The sequence below is a fragment of the Micromonospora citrea genome (genome assembly GCF_049629545.1).
Lineage (GTDB): Bacteria > Actinomycetota > Actinomycetes > Mycobacteriales > Micromonosporaceae > Micromonospora > Micromonospora citrea_A.
The window spans coordinates 454,239-472,090 of sequence record NZ_JBNADX010000001.1; the positions used below are offsets into that span (position 1 = coordinate 454,239).

14 protein-coding genes are annotated in these 17,852 nt (G+C 76.1%); 9 read left to right on the forward strand and 5 right to left on the reverse strand.

What is annotated here, in order from left to right; translation table 11 throughout:
• Positions 1-4: 4 nt before the first annotated feature.
• The 4 genes from ACPFP2_RS01925 to ACPFP2_RS01940 all read right to left on the reverse strand — a co-directional run bounded on the left by ACPFP2_RS01925 (position 5) and on the right by ACPFP2_RS01940 (position 3,357).
• Positions 5-949 (reverse strand): ATP-binding protein, encoded by a 945-nt coding sequence (locus ACPFP2_RS01925; protein WP_424085403.1) that lies wholly within the window; start codon positions 947-949, stop codon positions 5-7.
• A gap of 222 nt (positions 950-1,171) precedes the next feature.
• The gene (gene crcB, locus ACPFP2_RS01930) at positions 1,172-1,534 is read right to left on the reverse strand and encodes a fluoride efflux transporter CrcB (RefSeq protein WP_424085405.1); all 363 of its coding nucleotides are present in this window, start codon (positions 1,532-1,534) and stop codon (positions 1,172-1,174) included.
• The gene (locus tag ACPFP2_RS01935; RefSeq protein WP_424085407.1) at positions 1,531-2,001 is read right to left on the reverse strand and encodes a FluC/FEX family fluoride channel; all 471 of its coding nucleotides are present in this window, start codon (positions 1,999-2,001) and stop codon (positions 1,531-1,533) included. The genes crcB and ACPFP2_RS01935 overlap by 4 nt, the downstream gene beginning before the upstream one ends.
• 273 nt (positions 2,002-2,274) lie before the next feature.
• Positions 2,275-3,357, reverse strand: a complete 1,083-nt coding sequence (locus ACPFP2_RS01940) for a hypothetical protein (RefSeq protein ID WP_424085409.1) — start codon at positions 3,355-3,357, stop codon at positions 2,275-2,277.
• 225 nt (positions 3,358-3,582) lie between these two features.
• Here ACPFP2_RS01940 and paaI point away from each other — a divergent pair, with 225 nt between their 5' ends.
• The 3 genes from paaI to ACPFP2_RS01955 all read left to right on the forward strand — a co-directional run bounded on the left by paaI (position 3,583) and on the right by ACPFP2_RS01955 (position 5,936).
• Positions 3,583-4,026 carry a hydroxyphenylacetyl-CoA thioesterase PaaI gene (paaI, locus tag ACPFP2_RS01945; RefSeq protein ID WP_424085411.1) on the forward strand — a complete coding sequence of 148 codons (444 nt, stop codon included), beginning with the start codon at positions 3,583-3,585 and terminating at the stop codon, positions 4,024-4,026.
• 169 nt (positions 4,027-4,195) lie between these two features.
• Positions 4,196-5,305 (forward strand): nucleotide disphospho-sugar-binding domain-containing protein, encoded by a 1,110-nt coding sequence (locus ACPFP2_RS01950; RefSeq protein WP_424085412.1) that lies wholly within the window; start codon positions 4,196-4,198, stop codon positions 5,303-5,305.
• Positions 5,306-5,360: 55 nt separating this feature from the next.
• Complete coding sequence (locus tag ACPFP2_RS01955; RefSeq protein ID WP_424085413.1) at positions 5,361-5,936, forward strand: dienelactone hydrolase family protein; 576 nt, start codon at positions 5,361-5,363, stop codon at positions 5,934-5,936.
• 22 nt (positions 5,937-5,958) lie between these two features.
• Here the strand turns inward: ACPFP2_RS01955 and ACPFP2_RS01960 are convergent, their stop codons facing one another.
• Positions 5,959-8,427, reverse strand: coding sequence for an adenylate/guanylate cyclase domain-containing protein (locus ACPFP2_RS01960; protein WP_424085414.1), 2,469 nt, complete (start codon positions 8,425-8,427; stop codon positions 5,959-5,961).
• A 190-nt stretch (positions 8,428-8,617) separates the two neighbouring features.
• Here ACPFP2_RS01960 and ACPFP2_RS01965 point away from each other — a divergent pair, with 190 nt between their 5' ends.
• From ACPFP2_RS01965 to ACPFP2_RS01990, 6 genes are all read left to right on the forward strand, one after another.
• Entirely contained in the window at positions 8,618-11,539 is a 2,922-nt protein-coding gene (locus ACPFP2_RS01965) for a helix-turn-helix transcriptional regulator (protein ID WP_424085416.1), read from the forward strand.
• Between the two features lie 116 nt (positions 11,540-11,655).
• Positions 11,656-12,426, forward strand: a complete 771-nt coding sequence (locus tag ACPFP2_RS01970; protein WP_424085418.1) for a DUF5995 family protein — start codon at positions 11,656-11,658, stop codon at positions 12,424-12,426.
• A 72-nt stretch (positions 12,427-12,498) separates the two neighbouring features.
• Entirely contained in the window at positions 12,499-13,245 is a 747-nt protein-coding gene (locus ACPFP2_RS01975) for a phosphotransferase (protein WP_424085420.1), read from the forward strand.
• On the forward strand, positions 13,246-13,680 hold the full coding sequence (locus ACPFP2_RS01980; RefSeq protein ID WP_424085422.1) for a hypothetical protein: 435 nt from the start codon (positions 13,246-13,248) through the stop codon (positions 13,678-13,680).
• Positions 13,681-13,772: 92 nt separating this feature from the next.
• Positions 13,773-15,881, forward strand: coding sequence for an amino acid transporter (locus ACPFP2_RS01985; RefSeq protein WP_424085424.1), 2,109 nt, complete (start codon positions 13,773-13,775; stop codon positions 15,879-15,881).
• Positions 15,882-16,084: 203 nt separating this feature from the next.
• Complete coding sequence (locus ACPFP2_RS01990; protein WP_424085426.1) at positions 16,085-17,605, forward strand: hypothetical protein; 1,521 nt, start codon at positions 16,085-16,087, stop codon at positions 17,603-17,605.
• Positions 17,606-17,852 lie beyond the last annotated feature (247 nt).

Here is a 17,852-nt window from a genome sequence, read left to right on the forward strand (position 1 = left end):
AAGCTCAGGAATCCTGTCGGTAGTGGTGGCCGCCCGGGTTGTTCCGGGCGGCCTCACCGAGCAGCACGGTGACCCGGCACTCCGGGTCACCGACGGCGATCCGCTCGTCGAGCAGCACCACGGCCTCCCCGTGATTGCGCGCGGCGATGCCGCCGAACACGCTGGAGGTCATCCGGCACAGCGCGGGCGCACGGCGCACCGTGTCACCGAACGGGCACCGCCGGTTGCCCAGCACGATCCGGTCGGTGTCGACCGAGATGACGTAGAAGCCGCCGTCGATCGCGGACTTGAGCCGCAGGTACGACTCGGCGAGCTGCTCGGTGGTGAGCCGGCCGGCCAGCTCCCGGGCCCGGCGGTACTCGTCCTCCATCTGCCCGCCGACGGTCGCGCCCACCTGGGCCACCATCTCCTCGGCCGCGGCCGGGCCCTGCCGGTTCTCCGCGGTCCGGGCCAGCTCGACGACGAGGGCGCGCAGGAACGGCTCCTTGCCGAAGCCGCCCGGGCCCGCCTCGTCGAGGGTGGGCAGCGGGTTGACCTCGCGGCGGGGCGGGTCGTAGGTCGGCTCGACCCGGCGGGTGACCGGGAGCACGGTGCGCACCCGCTTGCCGGTGCCCCGTTTCGCCACCACGTCCAGGTCCGCGGCGAGCTGGCGGACCAGCCACAGGCCACGGCCCCGGATGCTGCCGACCTCCGGCGGCGGCAGTCCGGCGAGGTCGAAGGAGGGCCCGAGGTCGTGCACCACCAGCGAGGGCTGCGCGGCGGACCAGTCCAGACCCACCCAGACCGGACCGCCGGCGTGCTCGACCGCGTTGCCGACCAGTTCGGAGACGACCAGGCCGGCGTCCTCGACCTCCTCGCGTTCCTGGGCGTGCCGGCGCAGGAACCCGGTCAGCTCGGTGCGCAGCGCGCTCGCCGCCGCCGGGGTCGCCGGTGCGAGCAACCACTCCATCGCGCCACCTCGATCCCCGTGTCGTGCCGGTCGGCCGCCTCGTCGGCCGGAACCATGTCCGGGCGGCCGTGGCGGGTCGGTCAGTCCCCGGATCGGTCGGGTGTGCGGGTGTCCCTGACGACGACCGCGTGCGCCCACCATACGCCTGCTCCGGCTCGGTGGCCCGCACGCTGGTCCGTCCGACCGTCCGACCGGCCGGGCCGGGCCTGCAGGGGCGGACGGTCAGCCGGCCGCCGACCGGGCCACCGCGTACCCGAGCGCGGCGGCGCCGAGCCCGCCGACCACGCTGAGCAGGGCGTTGGCCAGGGCGCGACGCCGGTCGCCGGCCCGGGCCAGCCGCACCGTCTCGTAGCCGAAGGTGGACCAGGTGGTGAACGCGCCGCAGAAGCCGGTGCCGAGCAGCGTGGTGACGGCCGGCCCGGCCGGGATCGCGACGACCGCGCCCAGCAGCAGCGACCCGACGACGTTGACGGTCAGCGTGCCCCGGGGGAAGGTCGAGCCGTGCCGGGCCTGCACGGCCCGGTCGACGAGGTAGCGCAGCGGTGCGCCGAGCGCGGCCCCGAGGGCGACGAGCAGCACCGTCACCGCCCACCTCCGGCGTAGGTCAGCATCCGCGCGGCCAGCGCGTCCCCGGCGACGACGGCGAGCAACCCGGCCACCAGGGTCGCCGCCAGGTACGCCAGCGCGGTCACCGGGGCCCCGGCGGAGAACGCCGTGTGGACGTCGACCACGTAGGCGGAGAAGGTGGTGAACCCGCCCAGCACGCCGACGCCGAGGAACGGGCGGGTCAGCGGGGCGAGCCGACGCCGGTCGAGCACCGCCATCAGCGCCCCGATCAGCAGGCAGCCGGTCACGTTGACCGCGAAGGTCGCCCAGGGGAACCCGGTGGGGGAGTGCGGCAGGGCCGCCTGGAGGCCGGCCCGGGCCAGCGCGCCGAGCACCCCGCCCGCGGCGATGGCGCCGAGCACCGCAGCCGGGTGCGCGCCGAGTTCAGCGCGGTCGGCGGGCACCCGCAGGTCGACGTCGGGGTCGACGCGGCGCGGCTCCGACACCCGACCTCCCCACCAGTTCGCGGGCCACGGGCAGGGACCGTCGGCGTACCCGACGCGGTCCTCCCCGCCACCGCCGCGACGGCGGCCCCACCCACCCTATCCCCGCCCACCACCCACCCCGCGCCCCGCGCCCCGCGCTCTTCGGCGGTGACAAAGAAGTTTGCGGAGGCGTCACGGCCGCCGGATCCTGACGCGAACTTCTCGATCAACTAGCTCGGTCGGGCGGCTGTGGGGGATCACGGCCGGGCGGAGGCCGGGGCGGGCCTGAGGTGCTCAGGCGGTCCGGTCGGCGGGCGAGGGCCGGGCCGCCAGGCCGCCCAGTACGGCGCCGACGATCGCGGTGAGGGTGACCAGGCCACCGGCCACCTCCGGGGTCCAGCGCAGGCCGTCGGTGAGGGCCAGCCCCAGCAGGTGGCCCGCCCAGACCAGTCCGGCGTAGAGCGCACCGGCGACCGGCAGGCGCAGCGCGGCGGCCCGGCCCCGGACCGCGTCCAGCCGCAGCAGCGCCACGTCGGCCAGCAGGGCGCCGAGCAGCGCGGTGAGCGCGGCGACGGTCTGCGGCGCCGGGAACTCGAACATCACCAGGTCGAACAGGGCGACCCCGGCGACCAGGGCGGTTCCCGCGCCGAAGGTGGCCCGCCGCCGGTGGACCAGCAGGAACGGCGCCACCAGCAGCACGGTGGTCACCAGGTAGGCGTCGACGCCCAGGATCGCCGGACCCTGGTTGCCGTACGCGCCGATGGCCTGCGTCGGCGCGGCGGTGAGAAAGGCCGAGGAGTGGGTGAGCAGGATCGTCGGGGCCATCGCCCCCAGCGTCAACGACAGCATGCCGGTCACCGCCCTCGCGCCGCCCTCGCCACTGGCCCACCAGGAACGCAGCGGGCTGGTCAGCAGCAGCACCGCGCCCGCGTCGATGAGCATGTGGCTCGGGCTGAACGCGGCGTCCAGGCCGACCTCCACACCGAGGGTCTCGTGCCAGACCATGTCGCCCAGGCCGCCGAGGCCGAACACCGCGATGCCCACCGCGCCGACCCGGTAGCCGGCCGGCCAGCCGTCCCGCCACCAGCGCGGCGCCACGTCCCGCCGCTGGTACGCCAGCCAGAGCACCCAGCCGGCGGTGCCGGTGAAACCGGCGTACAGCAGGCCGTGCCACGGGGTGAAGAAGCCCTCGATGGTGTCGACGATGTTGGCGTGCGCCCAGCCGTCGGACATCGCACCGGCGATCAGGCAGGCGCCCAGCACCACGGTGACCAGGTCGTCCCGCCGGCTGGCCGGGCGCACCACCGGCCGGGCGGCCGGCGTCGACCGGTCCGCTTCGCGTCCGGCCGGTTCCGGTTCGACTGCGCTGCGGGTCATCGGCGTTCCCTTCCGACATGGTCCGACGGTCCGTCATTGTGCCGCGCCGGTCGGTGACACCGGTCGGTGACCCGCCGCCGTGGTGACCCGCGTGCCGGCGGCGTACGGTACGCGGGGCGGCCGGCGCGGGTCCCGGTCGTCGACGACGACTGGCAGGAGGAACGCCGTGCAGGACCGCAGCCGGCGACCGGAGCGGCAACCCGTCGAGCGGCGGCGGGTGGGTTGATGGTGGCGGAGAACGGCGCGGCGGCGTCGCCGCGGACCGCCGCGCACGACATGTTCGACGCGGACGTCGCGTCCCGCAGTCTCGGCATCGAGCTGGTCCGCGCCGGCGACGGGGCGGCGGTGGCCCGGATGCGGGTGACGGCGGCCATGCTCAACGGGCACGCCATCGGTCACGGCGGCTACGTCTTCCTGCTCGCCGACACGGCGTTCGCGCTGGCCTGCAACAGCCACGGCCCGGTGACCGTCGCCGCCGGGGGCGAGATCAGCTTCCTGCGTCCGGTCCGCGAGGGTGACCTGCTCACCGCGTACGCCACCGAGCGCACCCGGTACGGCCGCAGCGGCATCTACGACGTCACCGTCCGGCGCGGCGACGAGGTGGTCGCCGAGTTCCGCGGTCGCAGCCGCACGCTCGCCCCGGACTCCGCCACCGACCTGCCCGGCTGACCCGACCGGCCCGCCGCCGACCCGACCGGCCCGCCGCCGACCCGATCGGCCCGCCGCCGACCCGATCGGCCCGCCGCCGACCCGATCGGCCCGCCGCCGACCCGACCGGCCCGCCGGGCTGACCGGCGCCGCCCCCACGGCCGGCCCGGCCCGGCCTACGATCGGGCGGATGCGCGTACTGGTGGTCTCCGCACCGATGACGGGCCACGTCCTGCCGATGGTCCCGCTCGCCGTGGCGCTGCGCGACGCCGGCCACGACGTGCTCGTGGCCAGCGCCGCCGACGGACTTCCCGGGCCGGACGCGGGCCTGCCGGTGCGCGACGTCGCGCCGCGCTTCGCCTTCGGGCCGATCGCCCTGTCCCTGCTGCTGCGTCACCCGCTGCTCGCCCGGGCCGAGCTGGCCGGCACCGCCGGCACCCGGGGCGCCGCCCGGCTCTTCGGGCGGGTCAACGACCAGTTGGCCGACGGGCTGGTCGCGCTGGCCCGGCAGTGGCGGCCCGACCTGGTCGTCCACGAGCCACTCGCGGTGGCGGGCGCGCTCGCCGCCGCCCGGGTCGGCGTCCCGGCGGTCCGTCAGGAGAACTCCCTGTTCGACGGTCGCGAGCTGGTCCGGGCGACCACCGAGCGGCTCGGCGGGGCGTTGGCCCGGCACGGGCTGAGTGCCGTGCCGCCACCGGCCGCCGCGATCGCCGTCGCCCCGCCGAGCGTGCTCGCCCAGCAGGGCTGGCCGATGCGGTACGCCGCGCACGGCGGCGCGGGGGAGCTGCCCGACTGGCTGCGCGAACCGGGCGGGCGGCCCCGGATCCTGGTCAGCCGCAGCACCGTGGCCGGGCCGGGCGCGGCCGGGCCGATGCGGGCGGTGGTCGCCGCGGCGCAACGGGTCGACGCCGACATCGTGCTCGTGCGCCCCGAGCCCCGGCTGGCCCGGGCGAGCCTGCCGCGCAACGTGCGTACCGTCGGGTGGATCCCGCTGGGCGCGGCGCTGGCGGCCGGCGCGGCGCTGGTCCACCACGGCGGCGCCGGCAGCGTCTACGCCGCCCTTGCCGCCGGGGCCCCGCAGCTGGCGACCGTCGGGCCGGGCGACCGCCGGCACAACGCCGAGCTGGTGGCGGCCCGGGGCGCGGGGCTCGCCGCGCCGGTGGGCGCCATCACCGCCGCGATGCTGACCCGGCTGGTCACCGACGAGACGCTGGCCTCGGCCGCCCGCGAGGTGGCCGGGGAGATGGCCGCGATGCCCGCCCCGGCCGACCTGGTGCCCCGGCTGGAGGCGCTGGTCTGAACCGTCCACGCCGTGGTGGCCGGACACCACCGGCCGGACGGGGCAGGATGGGGTGATGGCCCACATCGCGCTTCTGCACTCCGTCTTCGGGCTGCGGCCCGCCGTGCTGGCCGACGCCGAGCGGCTGCGCGCCGCCGGGCACCGGGTGGTCACCCCCGACCTGTACGGCGTGCCCGCCGCCAGCACCGTCGAGGAGGGCTTCGCCCTGCTGGAGAAGGTGGGCCAGGACGAGGTGCTGCGGCGCGCCCGGGCGGCGCTCGCCCCGCTGCCGCCGGAAACGGTGCTCGCCGGCTACTCGATGGGCGCGGGCGTGGCCGGCGCGCTGCTGGCCGAACGGCCCGCCGCCGCCGGGCTGCTGCTCCTGCACGGCACCGGGGCCGACCCGGCGGTGGTCCGCCCGGGGCTGCCGGTGCAGCTGCACCTGGCCGATCCCGACGAGTACGAGCCGCAGGCCGAGATCGACGACTGGGAACGGGCGATGACCGCCGCCGGCGCGCGGCTGCGCATCTTCCGCTACCCGGGCCCCGGCCACCTCTTCACCGACCCCGACGTGCCGGACCACGACGCCGACGCCACGACGCTGACCTGGGAACGGGTGGAGCTGTTCCTCGCCGCCCTGCCCGCCGGCTGACCGTCGGGGCCGGGTCGACGCGTCACGCCGCGCGGGCCCCCGCCGATCCGACGACGAGCGACGGCGTGGGGTCGTCCGTGCGAACGACGGTCAGTGCACGGTGGACGCCCGGGCGGCTGCGCGCCGGGGCCCCGCCCGCGTCGGGTTGTCGGTGCCGCCGACCGCCGCCCGCGACGCCCGGGCCCGGCGGGTGGTCGTCCCCGCCCACCCGACCGCGCCACGCCCGATCCCCGATCCCGCCCCGGACCGTCGCCCCGGGCCCGGTCGACCACGGCCGGACGCCGGTCCACCCGGCCGACCCGCCGGTGACGACGGATGCCGGCGGCATGACGCCGGCGCCCGGGGCGGCCGGTGACGGCGGGAGGCTGACGGTGCCCGCTGACGGTCCGAGGGTGACGGCGGCCGGCACGGACGCGGGCGACCAGCGTGGCCGTGCGGCCGAGCCGGACAGTTCGTCGGGTCCGGCGGCACCCTGGTCGACCATCGTGGACACCGAGGGGAGTGCGCCACCGGCGCGCGGGACGGCACTCGCGTACCCGGCGGTGCCGCCCGGCCGACGGGTGCCCGTCGGGGCTGCGGCAGGCGCGGCCGGCCGGCGTACCGGGTCCTCGGGCCGACGGTCGGGGTCGGCCGGGGAGCCCGGAGTCGCCCCGGTGGCCGGCGACCGGTCGCCGTGGGCGGCGCCGGTCGGTGCGACGCCCGCCCGGGCCCGCCGGGAGAACTCGGCCCGCACCGCGCGCGGCAGCCGGTCGTACGCGGCCCGGCGCAGGGCCGGGTCCACGATCGCGTACCGGCCGCCCGGAGCGCGTCGCAGCAGTCCCTCACCGGCCAGCCGGTGGAGCACCACCGCCGCCCGGCCGCCCGGCCAGCCGAGCAACCGGTCGACCGCGGTCGGGGTGAACTCCCCGCCGAGCGTCGCGGCGGCCATCAGCACCGCCCGGCCCGCGCCGTCGAGACGGTCCAGCCGGGCGCCGGCCACCCGTCGTACCGCCTCGGGCAGCGCCGGCTCCGCCGTGGCGGAGGTGGCCCGTGGGCGTGCGGTCGGGCCCGCCGAGCCGGGCGGCCGGACGTCCCCGGCTCGGCCGGCGTCGGCCACGTAGGCGGCGGCGTAGCCGGGGACGCCGGCGACCAGGGGCAGCAGCCGGGCGGCCAGCGCGGCCGGCCGGCCGGAGCGGGTCAGCATCCGCCGCAGCAGCCGTCCGCTGTCGACCGTGCCGAGCGGCGACAGCGCCACCCGGCAGCGCCGGTCGGCGGGTCCGGGCAGCAGGTCGGCCCAGTGCGGCCGGTGGGTGGCCAGCACCGCCAGCGGCAGGCCCCGCAGGGTCGCCGCCGCGAACAGGGTGTGCAGGAACCGCCCCAGCTCGGGGGCGGCGCGGTCGAGGTCGTCGACGGCGACCACCAGCGGCTGCCGGGCGGCCGACGCCAGCAGCACCTGCCGGCAGGCGGCCGCGCCCCGGGTCGCGCTGACCGCCTCGTCCGGCCGGGCCAGCAGCGCCGCCAGCGCGTCGACGGTCGACGCCGCCCGCCCGGGCGGCACCAGGCCGTCGACCAGGGCGGCCAGCCGCCGGCGGACCGTCGGGGCCGGGTCCGTCCCGGCCACCCCGGCGAGGTCGCGGACCAGGTCGGCGAGCGGGGCCAGCGCCCCCTGCGGGTACGGCGGGCAGTGCGTCACGCCCCAGCGCACCGGCGTCCCGTCCACCTGCCGCACCGTGCGGCGCAGCTCGTGCAGCAGTCGGCTGCGCCCGATGCCGTCCGGACCGACCAGCGAGACCCAGCGGGGTCGGCGTTCCCGGGCGGCGCGTACGAGCTGGTCCTGGGCGGTGGCCAGCTCGCGTCGCCGGCCCACCAGCGGCCCCTCGTGGCGGACCGGTCGGGGCCGGGTCGCCGCGGTGACCCGCCAGACGTCCACCGGCAGCGCCTTGCCGGCCAGTGCCGCCGGGGCGAGCGCGTGCTGGTCGACCAGCCCGGCGGTGGCCCGGTGGGTGGCCGCGCAGACGACCACGCCGCCCGCCGTGGCGTACTCCTGCAACCGGGCGGCGGTGGTGGTCACCGCGCCGCTGGCGGCGAAGTGGCCGCCGTCGCGGGCGGCGGCCAGGTCGACCATCGCCTCGCCGGTGGCGATCCCGACCCGTACCCGCAGCCGGACGCCCCCCGGCATCGGCCGCCGGTCCAGCGCCCGCTGGATCTCCAGCCCGGCCCGCACCGCCCGGTACGCGTCGAGCCCGTCGGAGCGGCGGGCGCCGAACAGCGCCATCACCGCGTCGCCGACGTACTTCTCCACCACGCCGTGCCACCGCCGCAGCACCCCGGCGACGGTGTCGAAGTACGCCCGTTGCAGGGCCCGTACGTCCTCCGGGTCCAGTCGCTCGGTCAGCGCCGTGGAGCCGACGATGTCGGCGAAGAGCACGGTGACCGTGCGCCGCTCCTCCGGCACCGGCCAGGCCGGCACGGTGACGTCCTCCCGCCCGGTGACGATCGTGGACAGTGGCATCGCACCCACCCTTCCCCCCAGCCGCGGTGCCTGACGACCTCCGGAGACTGTCACCACCGGGCCGACGGGGGATCTGCAGAACGACGTATGTCGGCCGGCCGCAACCTTTAGTCGCAATGTCGACGCGAGAGGTACCACAGCGGGATTAAGCCCGTAGAACGGTCCGGGGACCTGTGACTAGGCTGCGAGCATGGCCAGCGATGTGGACACCGCACCGCTCGTCGGCCGTGCCGACCAACTGACCATGCTGCGCTCCGCGCTCCTCGACCAGCTGGGCCCGGGGCAGACGGCTGCGGTCTTCGTCAGCGGCGAGAGCGGGGTGGGCAAGTCCCGCCTCCTGCACGAGGTCGGGGCGCGGCTGCGCGACGCGGGAGCCGTCGTGCTGACCGGTTCCTGCCTGGACATCGGCGACGCCTCGCCACTGCACCCGGTGCTGCAGGCGCTGCGCCGCTTCGACGCCGACCTGAGCGCCACCCAGGCCCGCACCTCGTCGGCGGTCCGCGGCCTGCTGGGGATGTTCGCCGAGGAGCCGGCGACGCCGGACGGCGGGACGCTGCTCGAACGGGTCTCCCGCGGGCTGAGCCTGATCGCCGAGGGTCGCCCCCTGGTGCTGGTCCTCGACGACCTCCAGTGGGTCGACCGGAGCACCCGGCAGCTGCTGCTCTACCTCCTCGCCGGGCTGGGCGACCTCCAGCTCTCCGTGCTCGCCGCGGTGCGGGCCGAGTCGTTGCAGGGCGCCCACCCGCTGCGTCGGGTGCTCACCGAGCTGCGCCGCCTGCGGTCGGTGCGGGTGCTCGACCTGGCTCCGCTGGACCGCGCGGACACCGACCGGCTCGCCGCCGCGATCGTCGGCGCCCCGCTGACCCCGGACGCCGCCGAGCAGGTCTGGCAACGCAGCGGCGGCAACCCGTTCGTCGTCGAGGAGCTGGCCCGCGACCTGCGGGACGGCCGCGACGGGCTCTCCGACACGCTGCGGGAGATCTTCCTGACCCGGGTCGACGCGTTGCCCCAGCACGCGCACGCGGTGGTGCACGCGGTCGCCGCCGGGGTGGAGCCGGTCGAGCACTGGCTGCTGGCCGAGGTGCTGGCCCTGCCCGAGCATGAGCTGATCGAGGCGGCCCGCGCCGCCGTGGCGCACCGCCTGATCGTCTCCGCCGACGACGGCTACCGGCTGCGCCACCGGCTCGTCGCCGAGGTGCTGGAGGACGAGCTGCTCCCGGCGGAGCGCTCCGCCCTGCACCGGCGGTACGCGGAGGCGCTCACCCGGGCCCCGGCCGAGCTGCACCAGGCCCGGCTGGCGTACCACTGGCGGCTGGCCGGTGAGCCCGGGCGGGCCCTGCCGGCCGCGATGGCCGCCGCCCGCGAGGCCGAGCGGCTGCACGGCTTCGCCGAGGCGCACCGGCACTGGTCGGTGGCGTTGCAGCTGGCGTCCACCCCGGCGAGCGGGCCGGCCGGCCCCGCCCCGGGCGACGTGGACCGGGCGGCGCTGCTGGAGCACGCCGCCGAGACCGCCCACCAGTGCGGCGAGCACGCCCGGGCGTTGTCCCTGCTGGCGGAGCTGGCCGGGGCGGAGGGGACCGAGCCGTCCTGCGCGGTGCGCATCCGGCGGGCCCGCTACCTGGCCGCCGCCGGCCGTTCCGCCCCCGCCGAGGCGGAGTACCAGCGGGTCCTGGCGGCCGCCGACTGCACCGCCCGGGAACGGGCCACCGCCGCGGCGCACCTGGCCGAGCTGCTGCTGCACCTGGGCCGGTACGCCGACGCCGGTCGGCGTGCGCGGGAGGCGCTGGAACTCGCGGCGAAGGTCGAGGGCAGCACCACCGAGGTGGTGCTCGCCAGCTCGGCGCTCGGCTTCAGCGAGGCGTTCCTGGAGGACCCGGACGCCGGGTTGGCGGTGGTGCGGCGGGCGCTGGAGATCGCCGAGCGGGCCGGCCGGCCCGAGGACGTCGCGTGCGCGTACCTGCACCTGGCGGAGCTGCTGACCGGGCCGTTGAACATCCTCGAGGAGGGGGTGGTGGTGGCCCGGCGGGGCGCCGAGCGGGTCGCCGAGCTGGGGTTGGGGCGCACCTACGAGACACGGCTGCTCGCCATCGCCACCAACGGGCTGTTCCGGGTGGGACAGTGGGCCGAGGCGGAGAAGGTGGTCGCGGCGGCGCTGCGGCACCGCCCGTCCGGCGCGGACGCGGTGGAGCTGCTGCTGGCCCGCTGCCGGCTCTCCGTCGGGTACGGCGACGTCGAGGCCTCCGACCGCGACCTGGAGGCGGTGGCGACCATGCTCGCCGGCGGTGGCGCGCCCCGGCACGTGCTGCCGATGCTGATCCTGCGCGCCGGGCTGGCCATGTGGCAGGGGCGGCACGACGTCGCCCGGCAGGCGGTGCAGCGCGGTCTGACCGAGAGCCGCTCCGACGACGTGGTGCTGCTGGCCACGCTGGCCTGGCACGGGCTGCGGGCGGAGGCGGAGGCGCACGCCAGCCGTAGCGTGCCGGTCGACGAGACCGCCCTGCGCCGGCTGCGCGACGCCGTCGACCGGGTGACGACGAAGAGCGTGACGGCGGCCCGCCCGGTCCGCTACGTCGCCGACGGGTTCCTCGCCCTGTGCACGGCGGAGCTGAGCCGGCTCGACGGTCGCGGCGACCCGGACGCGTGGGCCCGCTCGGCGGCCGAGTGGGACCGGCGCAACCACCCGTACCCGGCGGCGTACTCGCGGCTGCGCCAGGCCGAGGCGCTGCTGGCGCGGCGCAGTCGCAGCGCCACCGCCCCGAAGCTGCTGCGCCGGGCGTACGAGATGGCGCAGGGGCTCGGCGCGGTGCCGCTGACCAGCGAGATCAGGACCCTCGCCGGTCGCGCCAGGGTGGAGTTGGAGGAGCGGGCGCAGCCGGCCGGCCGGTCCGCCGCCCGGGGCGAGCCGGCCGGCGACGAGCTGGCGGTGCTCACCGCCCGGGAGCGTGAGGTGCTGGCCGCGGTCGCCGAGGGGTTGACCAACAAGGAGATCGGGCAGCGGCTGTTCATCAGCGAACGGACCATCGGGGTGCACGTCTCGCACATCTTCGACAAGCTCCAGGTCCGTACCCGGGTGCAGGCCAGCGCGATCTTCCTGCGCAGCCGGGGCGACTGACGTACGCCCGTCCGGCGCGAATACGTCGTTCTACTGATCCCGGCGACGTCGCCCGCTGGCAGGCTCTGCACCGGAGACGACGGCACGGGGATGCCCCTGACCACAGTGGAGGAGACATGACGGAACCGGTCTGGGGCCCGGTCCACGCGGACATCGTCGGCCTGCTCGCCGACCATCCGGAGGACGTGCCGGCGGTGGTGGACCACCTCACCAAACTCCAGGACCTGCTGGTCCGGCTGCCCCCGCTGGAGCGCAGCTGCCCGCTGGCCGACTTCAACGAGCTGTACCTGACCATCACCTCCAGCGTGCTGGAGGGGCTGTACGACGACTTCTTCGCCGACCCGGTCTTCCTCTCCCGGCTCGACGTGGAGTTCGCCGCGCGCTACTTCGACGCGTTGCGCATGTGGACGGAGTCCAGCCCGACCACGCCGAAGGCGTGGTCCTGCCTGTTCAAGCGGATGCGCGGCCCGGACGCCCGGCCGCTGCCCTCGGCGGCGGCGGGGGTGAACGCCCACATCAACTTCGACCTGCCGTTCGCGCTGGTGACCACCTTCAGCCACCTGGAGTCGGAACCGGTCGACGGCAGCGACCAGCACCGCGACTACCTGAAGATCAACGACATCTTCGCCGACAAGATCCCGACGCTGCGCCGGGGCTACCTGGAGCGCTGGCAGCTCCTGCTGGACATGCTCAACGGCGACATCGACGACTGGTACCAGGGCGAACTGGTGGAGTACACCCGGGACGTGGCCTGGCGCAACGCGCAGAAGATCTGGCGCTGCCGGCACGACCCGAACGCCCGCGACTGCGAGCGCGCGCGGTTGGACGACAACGCCGCCGCGCTCGGCCGGCTGCTGCTCTCGCCGCTGGGGGCGTTCCTGCAGTAGCCGGGACGGGGGGTCCCCGCGCTCCGGGAAACCGGGGCGCGGGGACGCGTCCGTCCCGGGCAGGATGGCGGGATGATCGAGCAGCCGCTGCCCGGCAACGTCACCACCGGGGTGGTCCGGGTCGGCGACACCGTGCGCCGGCCGGCCGGTCCGTGGACCGACGCCGTCGACGCGCTCCTGGCGCACCTGCGCGACGTCGGCTTCGCCGGCGCGCCCCGGCCGCTCGGTCGCGACGAGCAGGGCCGCCAGGTGCTGGAGTACGTGCCGGGGGAGTGCGGCGACCACACCGGGACGTACACCCTGGCGGAGCTGACCTCGATCGGCCGGATGCTGCGCGACCTGCACGACGCGACGGCCGGCTTCGTGCCCCCGGAGCCGGCGGGCTGGCGGCCCGCCATCGCGCCGGACGGCGCGGAGTTGATCTGCCACCACGACGCCGCGCCGTGGAACCTGGTCCGGGCCGCCCGGGGCTGGGTGCTCATCGACTTCGACGGCGCCGGCCCCGGCACCCGCCGGTGGGAACTCGCCTACGCCGGGCAGAGCATGGCGGGGATGCGGCCGGGCCGCCCGGTCGAGGAGTCGGCCCGGCGGCTGCGCGCCCTGGTGGTCGAGGGGTACGGCCTGGCCGAGGCGGACCGTCCGGCGCTCGCCGCCACGCTGGCGCGCCGCGCCGGGGCGATGTACGCGCTGCTGCGCGACGGGGCGCGCGACGGCGTGCAGCCCTGGGCCCGGATCTTCACCGAGGACGGGCCGTACTGGCAGGGGGTCACCGGGTACCTCGCCGCGCACACCGAGGTCTGGCTCCGCGCCCTGCGGTGAGTGTCGGCCGCCGCGCACCGGGTACGCCGGGGCATGCCCGCGCACCGCTCGGCGTTCCGGTTCGACCCGGCCTTCCGGGTCCCGCTGGCGCTGCTCGGCGTCCGGCCGGAGACCTCCTGGGTGCTCGTCGACGACGAGGCGGTGGAGATCCGCTTCGGGCCGTGGCGGCTGCGCACCCCGCGCGCCAACGTCGCCGGCGCGGAACTCGGCGGGCCGTACCGCTGGTGGCGCGCGGTCGGGCCGCACCTGTCGCTGTCCGACGGCGGGGTCACCTTCGGCAGCAGCACCGCGGCGGGGGTCTGTGTCCGCTTCGTCGACGGCGTCCGGGCCCTGGCGCCGGGGCCGTGGCTGCGGCATCCGGCGGCCACCGTGACCGTCGGCGACCCCGAGGCGTTGCTGCGGGTCCTGCGCGAGCCGCCGCCCTACCGGCAGTGACCCCCGGATCGGCCCGGGCTCTGCCCCGTTCCGCCCGGATGTAGCCGGACGGACCCCTACGGTCGGTGCAGGGTCGCGAGAGTGGGAGGGGCATGGCGGACGGGCGGGACGGCACGGCCGGGCGGCGCGGTCACCGACGGCGCGGCCCGTCGACGCCGCCCGCCCCCGGCCGCGCGGTACGCGAGGCCCGCCGGCCCGGCCAGGGGGAGCGCACCCGTCCGGGGCCGTCCGTGGTGCCCGAGTGCGTGGACAGCCACGTACGCCCGGCGCCTCCCGCCGGCCCGCTGCGTCGCTGGCTCTTCGCCCACCAGGTCCAACCGGTCGGCCCGGAGACCGAGGAGGGCACCCAGAAGCGTCACCCCTGGTGGCAGGTGATGTGCCTGACCGGGGTCGACTACTTCTCCACGCTGTCGTACCTGCCCGGCATCGCGGCGCTGGCGGCGGGGGCGCTCTCCCCGCTGGCCACCCTGCTCATCGTGGCGTTGACCCTGTTCGGCATGCTGCCGATGTACCGGCGGGTGGCCCGGGAGAGTCCGCACGGGCAGGGTTCGGTGGCGATGCTGGAGCGGCTGCTGCCGTTCTGGCGGGGCAAGGTCTTCGTCCTGGTGCTGCTCGGTTTCGTCGCCACCTCGTGGATCGTCACGATCACCCTGTCGGCCGCCGACGCCACGGTCCACCTGCTGGAGAACCCGTACCTGCCGGACGCCGTCCCGCACGGCGACGTCGCGGCGGTGGTGGTGACGGTGGTGCTGCTGCTCGTGCTCGGCGGGGTGTTCCTGCTGGGCTTCAGCGAGGCGGTGCGCGTGGCGATCCCGCTGGTCGCGGTCTTCCTCGGGCTGAACGCGGTGATCGTGGCGGCGGGTCTGGCCGAGGTGGTCGCCGACCCGTCGCTGCTGGCGAACTGGACCGCCGCGCTGACCGCGGGCGGCACCGGCGTCGGCGACCTGGTCGGCCCGGCGGTGCTGGCCTTCCCGCTGCTGGTGCTGGGGCTCTCCGGCTTCGAGACCGGCGTCAGCATGATGCCCCTGGTCGAGGGGGAGGGCGCGGCCAAGCAGGAGCGGCTGGAGGCGCGGATCCGCAACACCCGCAAGCTGCTCACCACCGCCGCCCTCATCATGTCGGTCTACCTGGTCGCCACCACGTTCGTGACCACCGTGGTGATCCCGGCGCAGGAGTTCCGCCCCGGCGGCGCCGCCGACGGGCGGGCGTTGGCCTGGCTCGCCCACGAGCACCTCGGTGAGGCGTTCGGCACGGTGTACGACGTCAGCAGCGTGCTGATCCTCTGGTTCGCCGGCGCGTCGGCGATGGCCGGCCTGATCAACATCGTGCCCCGCTATCTGCCGTCGTACGGCATGGCCCCGGAGTGGGGGCGGGCGGTGCGTCCGGTGGTGCTGGTCTACACGCTGATCAGCGTGGTGCTCACGGTGGCCTTCCGGGCGGACGTGAACGCCCAGGCCGGCGCGTACGCCACCGGGATCCTGGCGATGATGGTCTCCGGCGCGATGGCGGTGACCATCGCGGCGGTGCGTGCCCGGCACCGGAGCGCCGGCGTCGGGTTCGGCATGTTCACCGCCGTGCTGCTCTACGCGCTGGTGGAGAACGTGATCGAGAAGCCCGACGGGATCGCCATCTCGGCCATGTTCATCGCCGGCATCGTCGCCGTCTCGCTGGTTTCGCGGGTGTCGCGCACCACCGAGCTGCGGGCCGAGCGGATCGAGTTCGACGAGGCCGCCCGGCGGTTCGTCGGCGAGTCGTTGGCCCACGACGGCCGGCTGCACCTGATCGCCAACAAGCGCGACAGCGGCGCGCTGAAGGAGTACCGGGTCAAGGAGCGGGCACAGCGCGGCCTCAACCCGGTGCCCGGCGCCGCGGACGTGCTGTTCCTGGAGATCGACGTGGTGGATCCGTCGCAGTTCAGCCAGGTGCTGCGGGTACGGGGGGTGGAGGTCGGCGGGCACCGGGTGCTGCGGGCGAGCAGCCCGGCGGTGCCCAACGCCATCGCCGCGATCCTGCTCGCCCTGCGCGACGCCACCGGGGTACGCCCGCACGCGCACTTCGAGTGGTCGGAGGGGAACCCGATCGCCCACCTGCTGCGGTACCTGATCCTCGGCCGGGGCGACACGCCGCCGGTGGTCCGGGAGATCATCCGCAAGTCCGAACCGGATCCGTCCCGGCGCCCGGGCATCCACGTCGGCGGTTGAGGCCGGTCCTGCGGTTCCTCCCGACGGTACGCCGGATTCAAACCACTGTGAGCCATTCAACGCGAACCTCAGCTTTATTCGCTTTCACGAACTCTGCCCGATCTGCGGTCGTATGGTGGCCTTCGGTAGCTGAGGGGATCTCAACTACCCCGCGCCCGATTCGGTGCGGCCGTGTATCGCACGCACGAGAGGTAGGAAGCGCCATGTCCACGTACCGAGGAGGCCGGCGCGCAGCACGCCCCGGGCGCCGGCCCGGGTGGTTTCTGGCGGGCGGCCTGGTGGCGGGAAGTCTGGTGGCGGGAGCGGCGGGGCTGACCGGCGCCGCCGCGATGGCCGCCGACCGTGGTCTCTCCTTCGCCAACCTGGGCGCCCCGATCAGCGTCGTCAGCAAGGACGACGGCGGCCGGTGGGAACGTCCCGACACCGGTCGCGAGCAGGGCCACGAGCGCGGCAAGCCCGCGCCGCCCGGTGGCCGGCACGACGACCGCAAGCCGATCTTCGTGCCCTGTGAGGCGACCAAGTTGATCGCGGCGCTGGTCCGCGCCAACGCGGAGGGCGGGGCGGTGCTCCAGCTCGCGCCGAAGTGCACGTACACGCTCGGGCACGCGTTCCTGCAGAACGACGACTGGGACGGCGGTGTCCGGGACGCCCGGGAGGCCAACGACGCCGCCGAGCAGCCCGGCGACGCCGAGGCGCCCCCGCGCGACCCGCGCGACGACGCGACCGGGCTGCCGATCGTCTACCAGCCGATCACCATCCGGGGGGCCGGCGCCATCATCGAGCGGGGCGGCAACGCCGAGGCGTTCCGGTTCTTCACCGTCCGCGACGGCGGGGAGCTGTTCCTCAGCGACGTCACCCTGCGCAACGGCAGGTCGACCGGTGAGGGTGGCAGCGTCCACGTCGTGCACGGCGCGGCCGCCGTGCTGACCCGGGTGACCGTCGTCCACAGCACCTCACACTCGGCCGAGAACGGCGGCGGCGGCGTCTTCAACGACGGCAACCTGGTCGTCGACGAGAGCACCTTCATCGGCAACCGGGCCGCCGGCGCCGCGGGCAAGGGCGGGGGCCTGCTCAACGGTGGCGTGCTCACCCTGCGCAAGTCGCAGTTCCGCGACAACAGCGCCGTCGGGTACGGCGGCGGCCTCGGCAACTACCGCGGGGCGGCGGACGTCGACGGCGCCACGTTCGTGCACAACAACGCGGCGCAGGGCGGTGGCATCGCGAGCTTCTCGGCCCGGACGAAGGTGGCCGACACTGCGATCATCGGCAACACCGCCCAGACCGGCGGCGGCATCGCCAACAGCGACGCGGTGATCTTCCTGCGGGGCATGAAGATCCGGGACAACACCGCGACGGTCAACGGCGGGGGGATCTCCACCGTCCAGGGCCTGCTTCCGCTCGACGACAGCGTCGTCGCCGGCAACACCGCCCGGGGCCACGGCGGCGGCATCTACGCGGAGAAGTCGAACGTGCTGGTACGCACCACCGACGTCAACCGCAACCACGCGGTCGGCAACCTCTCCAAGGGCGGCGGCATCTACGCCACCCTGGGCAAGTTGACGATCTTCAAGAGCAGCATCTTCGAGAACGCCGCCACGCTGAAGCCGGGCGGGGTGTTCGCCGCGCGGGCCGGGGTCCGCGTCGACGACGAGACCGACATCGTCGGCAACGCCCCGACCAACTGCGAGGGCAGCGCGGTGCCGATCCCGCACTGCTTCCGCTGACGGCCTCGCTGTCACCGGGGCGCGCCCACCGCCGGACCAGGGTCCGAGGTGGGCGCGCCCTTGTCGTGCGCGCCGCGCCCCTGTTGTGCATACGGCGCCCCTGCCGTGCGCGGGAGCCGGCCGGCCCCGGAAGCCGGCCGCCACCCGGTGACCCAGCCTCCTAGGCCGCTCTAGGGGTGGTGACGGCCGTGGTCGTTCGCGGACACGGAACGGCCCGCGCCCCGGGGGTGTGGGCGCGGGCCGGAAG